Origin of the sequence: Pseudomonas asplenii (genome assembly GCF_001293465.1) — a bacterium.
In the GTDB taxonomy this organism is placed as follows: domain Bacteria; phylum Pseudomonadota; class Gammaproteobacteria; order Pseudomonadales; family Pseudomonadaceae; genus Aquipseudomonas; species Aquipseudomonas fuscovaginae_B.
Genome location: NZ_JSYZ01000009.1, coordinates 327301 through 333960 on the forward strand (window position 1 = coordinate 327301; position 6660 = coordinate 333960).

Consider the following 6660-nt stretch of genomic DNA (forward strand, 5'->3'; position numbering starts at 1 on the left):
GATGGGTATCGTCAGGACGATGGGCGCGCATCGAACTGCAGCGCCAACCGCTGCTCGGCAAAACACTCGATGATGAAGTCGACGAAGGCCCGGGTCTTGCCCGGCAGCAACCGGTGCTCGGCGTAATAGATCGAGATATGGCCATCGTCCACGTACCAGTCGGGCAATACCCGGTGCAGGGTTCCGGCCCGTAGCCAGGGCACGGCGAACGGCATGCTCACCAGGGCCACGCCGAGGCCCTGGGCCGCCACCGCGCAGGCCGCCTCCGAATCGCTCATGGTCATGCACGCCGGCAGGCTCAGCGGCTGCTGCTCGCCATCACGGCCGGTCAGTTGCCAGGAACGCACGCGACCGGTCTGCGGTGAACGGATCAGGATCCCCGTGCAACGGCGCAGATCGTCCGGCACCCGCACCGGTGCCTGCCCCGCCAGGTAATCCGCAGAAGCCACCAGCACCCGATGAGCCACCGTCAGCTTGCGTGCCACTACCCCCAGGGGCAGTTCGAACCCCCCGCCAATCGCCGCATCGAAACCCTGGCCGATCAGGTCGACCTGGCGGTTATCGAAATGCCAGTCCGGGCGGATCTCCGGGAAGCGCTGCAGGAACTCGCCGAGCAGCGGCACGATGTACAAACGCCCGAACACCGTGCCCATGCTGACCTTGAGGGTTCCCGCCGGACGGCCCTTGGCGCTGGCCAGGTTGGCCACGGCGTTCTGGATGCTGTGCAGGCTGGTGCCGACCTCGGCGAGGAACAACTGCCCGGCTTCGGTCAGGGTCAACCGGCGGGTGCTGCGCTGGAACAGCCGCACGCCGAGACGGGCCTCGAGCTTGGCGACACTCTTGCCCACCGCGGCCGGCGTCAGACCCAGGCGCCGCGCCGCCTCGGCAAAGCTGCCGACTTCGGCGCTACGGACAAAACATTCGATACTGCCGAGGCTTTCCATGATCACCATTATAAACTTATGGTTTACACAGACTGTAGCAATTACCGTCTACCGGGTCATCAATCCACGGTCAATACTTGCCTCCAACGACAAGGCCATCCCCACCTTCCCCTACCGGCCTTGAACCTTGGAGAACGAAATGAGCGAACAACACCTGAGCGGTAAAGTGGCCCTGGTCCAGGGCGGTTCCCGTGGCATCGGCGCGGCCATCGTCAGGCACCTGGCGGCCCAGGGCGCCGCCGTGGCCTTCACCTACGTGAGCTCCGCGGCCAAGGCCGAGGAACTGCGCGACAGCGTCATCGCCAGCGGCGGCAAGGCCCTGGCGATCCACGCCGACAGTGCCGACGCCGACGCGGTGCGCCAGGCGGTCACGAACACCGTCGAGGCCTTCGGTCGCCTGGATATCCTAGTCAACAATGCCGGCGTGCTGGCGATGGGACCGCTGGAAGCATTCAGCCTGGAGGATTTCGACCGAACCCTGGCCATCAACGTGCGCAGCGTCTTCGTCGCCACCCAGGAAGCCGCACGGCACATGGGCGACGGCGGCCGAGTCATCAACATCGGCAGCACCAACGCCGAACGCATGCCGTTTGCCGGTGGCGCCACCTATGCGATGAGCAAATCGGCACTGGTGGGGCTGACCAAGGGCCTGGCCCGCGACCTCGGCCCCCGTGGCATCACCGTGAACAACGTGCAGCCAGGGCCGGTGGACACCGACATGAACCCGGCCAACGGCGACTTCGCCGACAGCCTGCTGGCACTGATGGCCAGCGGTCGCTATGGCAACGTCGATGAGATCGCCAGCTTCGTCACCTACCTGGCGGGGCCGCAGGCGGGCTATATCACCGGCGCCAGCCTGACCATCGACGGTGGCTTCAGCGCGTGACCTGCACGGGGCTGCCGGGGTGTTCCCGGCGGCCCAGCGCCTGCTCCAGCAACACCAGAAACGCCGCCGCCGCCGGCGTCGGCCGATGGGACCAGACCGCGTATAGGTGCCGTGACGGTGCGTCGTACACCGGCACCGTCACCACGCCACTGAAGCCCTCGGCAATCCGGCTCGGCACCAGGCCCAGTGCCAATCCACGCCGGACGAACTCGCCCACCAGCATCACGTTACCCGCCTCGAACTGCACCCGGTGCCGCAACCCGGCCGCGGCAAAGGCCTCGTCGGTCTGCCGACGCCCGGCGGTGCCGGCCTGGAAGTCCACCAGCGGCTGGTCCTCCAGTTTCGCCAACGGCAGGCACTCGTAGCTGGCCAGTGGATGGCCGGGCGGCACCACCGCCACCAGTTCCTCCTCGGCCAGCAGGCGCATCGCCAGCCCCTCGATCTTCTCCCCCGGCCACAGGCCGACGAAGGCCAGGTCCAACCGACGCTCGCGGACATCCGCCATGAGCAGTTCGCTCTTGCTCATGTTCAGGTGAATATCCACCTGTGGGTAAAGCCCGTGAAACCGCGCCAGCAATTCCACCAGATCGACCTCGGTCAGCGACGAGATCTTGCCGATGGACAGGCTGCCGCGCACCTCCCCCGACACCGCCGCCACCTCGGCGACAATCCGCCGGGTCGCCTCCAGCGCCGGTCGGGCGCTGCGCACGAAGGCCTCGCCAGCGGCGGTCAGCCGGACCTTGCGCGAACTGCGCTCGAACAGCGGCGTGCCCAGGTGTTCCTCCAGCCGGGCGATCTGATGGCTGAGCGCCGACTGGACGATATGGCAACGCTCCGCCGCCCGGGTAAAGCTGCCCTCGTCCGCCACTGCCAGGGCGTATTCGATCTGCTTCAGGTTCATCGCCTGTATCTCGTTTGCAGATGGATAAAATGAAAACAATGCATTGGCGTCATGCTAAGACATTCCGAATACTCCGCACACCCAGATCACACAACGAGACAGGCAATGTCCGACACACCGAACAAACCCTTGAGTACTGCCCTGATCCTGCTGATGGCCACCGCAACCGGCCTGGCCGTGGCCAGTAACTATTACGCCCAGCCACTGCTGCACACCATCGCCCAGCAACTGGGCCTGAGCATGGCCACCGCCGGGACCATCGTCATCACCGCCCAGTTGAGCTACGGTGCCGGCCTGTTGCTGCTGGTGCCGCTGGGCGATCTGTTCGAGCAGCGCCGGCTGATCGTGGTGATGACCCTGATCAGCGCCATCGGCCTGCTGATCAGCGCCTTCGCACCGGGCCTGCCCTGGCTGCTGCTGGGCACCGCTCTGACCGGGCTGTTCTCGGTGGTGGCCCAGGTGCTGGTGCCGATGGCCGCCAGCCTGACGCCACCGGAGCAACGTGGACGAGTCGTCGGCACACTGATGAGCGGCCTGCTGCTGGGTATCCTGCTGGCGCGCACGGCGGCCGGAGCGCTGTCATCGTTCGGCGACTGGCGCGCCATCTATCTGCTGGCTGCCGGGCTGATGTTCGTCTGCGCCCTCGCCTTGTCCCGGGCCTTGCCGCACCACCGGCAGAATGCCGGGCTGAGCTATCCGGCCCTGCTCGGCTCGGTGTTCCGGCTGTTCGTCGAGGAACCAGTGCTGCGTCTGCGGGCGGTCCTGGGTCTGCTGAGCTTCTGCCTGTTCGCGCTGTTCTGGACGCCGTTGGCGTTCCTGCTGGCGAATCCTCCCTACGGCTATTCAGATGGCGTGATCGGCCTGTTCGGCCTGGCCGGTGCCGTCGGCGCCATGGCCGCCAACCTCGGCGGGCGCATGGCCGACCGCGGCAAGGGCGAATTCGCCACCACTATCGGCCTGCTGGCGCTGTTGCTGTCCTGGCTGCCGCTGGGGTTCGCCGGGCACTCGCTGGTGGCGCTGCTGGTCGGGGTGCTGGTACTCGACTTCGCCGTGCAACTGGTGCACGTGAGCAATCAGAACGCGGTCTTCAAGGTGCGCCCGGCGGCGCGCAACCGCCTGAATGCCGGCTACATCACCTGCTACTTCGTCGGCGGCGCACTGGGCTCGCTGCTGGGGGCGCAGCTGTGGGGACCCTATGGCTGGAACGGGATCGTCGTCGCCGGCGGGCTGATCTCGGCGCTGGCGCTGGGGATCTGGGCCTGGGTGCAGCGGCGGATCGGGGCGACGGTGTCGGCCTGATCCGGACGCGGCCGCGGCGAAGAACGATAACGAGGTCTTGCCGATAAAGACGCGTCACCTTCTTCGCGGCGGAAAACGCCCCAGTCAGGCACTGGCCCAGTCGATCGCCGGCAACCCCATCGGCTCCAGGGCAAAGTGCTTGAGCGAAGTCACCACCCGGTCCGCATGGTGATACTTCTCCACCGCCATCGCCGGGTCAGGTACCGCCACCGCGTACATCCCGGCCGCCTTCGCCGCCGTCACCCCGAATGGCGAATCCTCGAACACCAGGCAGTCCTCGGCCGCCACGCCGAGGCGGCTGGCGGCCAGCAGGAAGATATCCGGCGCCGGCTTGGCCTGGCCCACCTGCGGGTCATCGGCCGTGACAATGGTGTCGAACAGGGCGAACCACTCGCGATGCCGGGTGGTCTTGAGCTCGAACGAGCCCCGCGAGGAACTGGTCCCCACCGCAATCGGAATGTTGTGCGCCGACAGATGGCGCACCAGCGCCTCGGCACCGGCCATCGACCCGGCCAGGGGGAAGCGTTCGCGCATCAGCGGCTCACGCACCGCAAGAAACTCCTCGGGGCTGATCGGCAGGTCCATGGCCTCCACCACATAACGAGCCAGGTCGCCAGCGCCGCGACCGATGATGTTCTGCTTGTGACTCCAGTCGAAGCGACGGCCATAACGACCGACGATGATCTGCGTAACCTCCGAGTAGATACCCTCGGTGTCGAGCAGCAAACCGTCCATGTCGAAAATCACGGCCTTTATCGGGCCCGGGGAAGCAAAATCAGCAGCAGTCATCGCATCCGATCCGTATACAGGAAGTTGAATTCAGGGCGGCTCAGGTGCGGCCAGGGAAGTGCAAGCGTCGCAGAGCCGGGTGATTGTTTCCATCGTTGAATGACGCGGTGATGTCCATCCGCGAAAAAAGCGTTATTGCCCCCCCATGCAACGAGCACGCAGACGCGCAAATTTGAGCAGTCATTTTCCCTGTGGCGCACTATCATGTCCGCAGTTTTCCAGGCCCGTGGCCATCGTATCGCACAGAGACGCCAGCATGATCCCCAAAGAATCCCGCAGCGAGGTCGCCCTCGCCAAGTTCCTCGACGCCAACCCGCATCTGCGCGAAGAGACCCAGGGCCTGAGCCCGACCGAACAGCAGCAGCAATTTCAGTGGGCCTTCGAGGACGAAGCGCAAAACCAGGGCATCGAACCCTGGGAACTGACGCTGCAACTGATCGCCGAAAACCCGCAGGAACTGCAGGCCATGCGCCTGGAAGTGCACCGTGAAGTGGCCGAGGCACTGGGCATGGACTGGGACGAATACTGCTCGTTCAACGATATTTGCGAAGACTGAACCCCCGCCATTCGTCGATTCACCGGCACCAACAGCCGCCACGCAAGGCCCAAGATCAGGTAAGGACTCTCGAACGAGGAGACTGACCATGATTTCATCAAGACTTGCGACGCTGCTGTTGACCGGTCTGTTGTCATCGGTATCCCTGGCGAGTTTCGCCGCGCCATCCACGACCGGGCCGACCAACCCGGTACAGGAACCCAAGCCGCCCCAACTGCCCGGCGGTATCAACCCCGACAATGGCAGCGTGATCAAGAACGGCGCCCTGCCCCCCGGCAACGGTATCGACCCGCGCAACCAGGGCAACGACACCGGGCGCCAGGGCGGCATGAACACCGATGGCAATGGCCCCATCGGCGACGGCCACGTCCCGGGCTCCGGCAACAAGGGAATGGGGTCCAGCGGAACCGGCGGTTCCGGTACCCCGTAGATCCTCGACGGCGCCGTCGCGCTCCGTCGGTGCCCTTGCGTCCACTCACGTCAAGGAGTCAGAAAATGCCACGAGCCAGCAAAGCCAAATACACCGCCGCGCAAAAGCGCCAGGCGGCTCGTATCGAATCCAGCTATGAAGAAAGAGGCCTGCCGCAAGCACAGGCCGAGGCGCGCGCCTGGGCCACCGTCAACAAGCAGTCGGGCGGTGGCGAGCGGGCCGGCGGCTCGGGTCGCAACAAATCCGATACGGCCAAGGCCAGGGCCCGCTCGGACTCGGCGAAACGCGCGGCGGCCAGTCGTCAGGGCCATCCCCGCGACAGCCAGGCTTCACTGCAGACCCAGAGCAAGGCCAGCCTGTTGCAGGAAGCCCGCGCCCGACACATCGTCGGACGCTACAGGATGAGTAAGCAGGAACTGATCGAGGCCTTGCACAAGGCGGCCTGATCCGCAGAGGAAAGGGTGGCTGCTAGCCGGCCACCCGCGAAGTACGCGCCGAAGACGCCTGGTTGCTCTGCAACTCCGCGCGCAACTCGGCCACCAGGTTGGCGATGGCCCTGGCGCTGGTCAGGGTGTTGCTGGAAATCCCCGTCACCAGCAGGTCCACTCTACCGGTCGGTTCGTCGAAGACCTTTACCGTCAGCGATGAATCAGGCGCCACTGTGCACTGGCAGCGCAGGGGCAGGAAGCCGAGCTCGATGATGTTGCGCAGTTCAAGAATGGAAATCACGTCTATACATCCTTTTGAAGTGACAAGACACACGGGCATTCATTGCCCGTCTGTGAGCCTAGGCTATGTATGAAATCGCTTGAAACTTGGTTATGCGGCGTTAAAAACCGGCTCGGAATGCTCATT

At 65.2% G+C, this 6660-nt stretch carries 9 protein-coding genes; 5 read left to right on the top strand and 4 right to left on the bottom strand.

Annotated features, from left to right (window positions below):
- Positions 1-11 precede the first annotated feature (11 nt).
- On the bottom strand, positions 12-944 hold the full coding sequence (locus tag PF66_RS13270) for a LysR family transcriptional regulator (RefSeq protein WP_054063124.1): 933 nt from the start codon (positions 942-944) through the stop codon (positions 12-14).
- 139 nt (positions 945-1083) lie between these two features.
- Between PF66_RS13270 and PF66_RS13275 the strand changes: the two genes are divergently transcribed.
- Positions 1084-1830 (top strand): 3-oxoacyl-ACP reductase family protein, encoded by a 747-nt coding sequence (locus PF66_RS13275; RefSeq protein ID WP_054062950.1) that lies wholly within the window; start codon positions 1084-1086, stop codon positions 1828-1830.
- Here the strand turns inward: PF66_RS13275 and PF66_RS13280 are convergent.
- Positions 1820-2731, bottom strand: coding sequence for a LysR family transcriptional regulator (locus PF66_RS13280; protein ID WP_054062951.1), 912 nt, complete (start codon positions 2729-2731; stop codon positions 1820-1822). The genes PF66_RS13275 and PF66_RS13280 overlap by 11 nt on opposite strands.
- Positions 2732-2836: 105 nt before the next feature.
- On the opposite strand from PF66_RS13280, the gene PF66_RS13285 reads away from it, so the two are divergent.
- The gene (locus tag PF66_RS13285) at positions 2837-4030 is read left to right on the top strand and encodes an MFS transporter (protein WP_054062952.1); all 1194 of its coding nucleotides are present in this window, start codon (positions 2837-2839) and stop codon (positions 4028-4030) included.
- Positions 4031-4114: 84 nt separating this feature from the next.
- On the opposite strand, the gene PF66_RS13290 is transcribed toward PF66_RS13285, so the two are convergent.
- Positions 4115-4819 carry an HAD-IA family hydrolase gene (locus PF66_RS13290; RefSeq protein WP_054061472.1) on the bottom strand — a complete coding sequence of 235 codons (705 nt, stop codon included), beginning with the start codon at positions 4817-4819 and terminating at the stop codon, positions 4115-4117.
- A gap of 256 nt (positions 4820-5075) precedes the next feature.
- On the opposite strand from PF66_RS13290, the gene PF66_RS13295 reads away from it, so the two are divergent.
- The 3 genes from PF66_RS13295 (at position 5076) to PF66_RS13305 (ending at position 6251) form a co-directional block, all read left to right on the top strand.
- Positions 5076-5375 (top strand): DUF6388 family protein, encoded by a 300-nt coding sequence (locus PF66_RS13295; protein ID WP_054061473.1) that lies wholly within the window; start codon positions 5076-5078, stop codon positions 5373-5375.
- Positions 5376-5463: 88 nt separating this feature from the next.
- A complete protein-coding gene (locus tag PF66_RS13300) occupies positions 5464-5805 on the top strand; it encodes a hypothetical protein (RefSeq protein WP_054061474.1) in 342 nt (113 codons plus the stop codon).
- 65 nt (positions 5806-5870) lie between these two features.
- A complete protein-coding gene (locus PF66_RS13305; protein WP_054062953.1) occupies positions 5871-6251 on the top strand; it encodes a hypothetical protein in 381 nt (126 codons plus the stop codon).
- 22 nt (positions 6252-6273) lie between these two features.
- Here the strand turns inward: PF66_RS13305 and PF66_RS13310 are convergent, their stop codons facing one another.
- Positions 6274-6534, bottom strand: a complete 261-nt coding sequence (locus tag PF66_RS13310; protein ID WP_054061476.1) for a DUF1652 domain-containing protein — start codon at positions 6532-6534, stop codon at positions 6274-6276.
- Positions 6535-6660 lie beyond the last annotated feature (126 nt).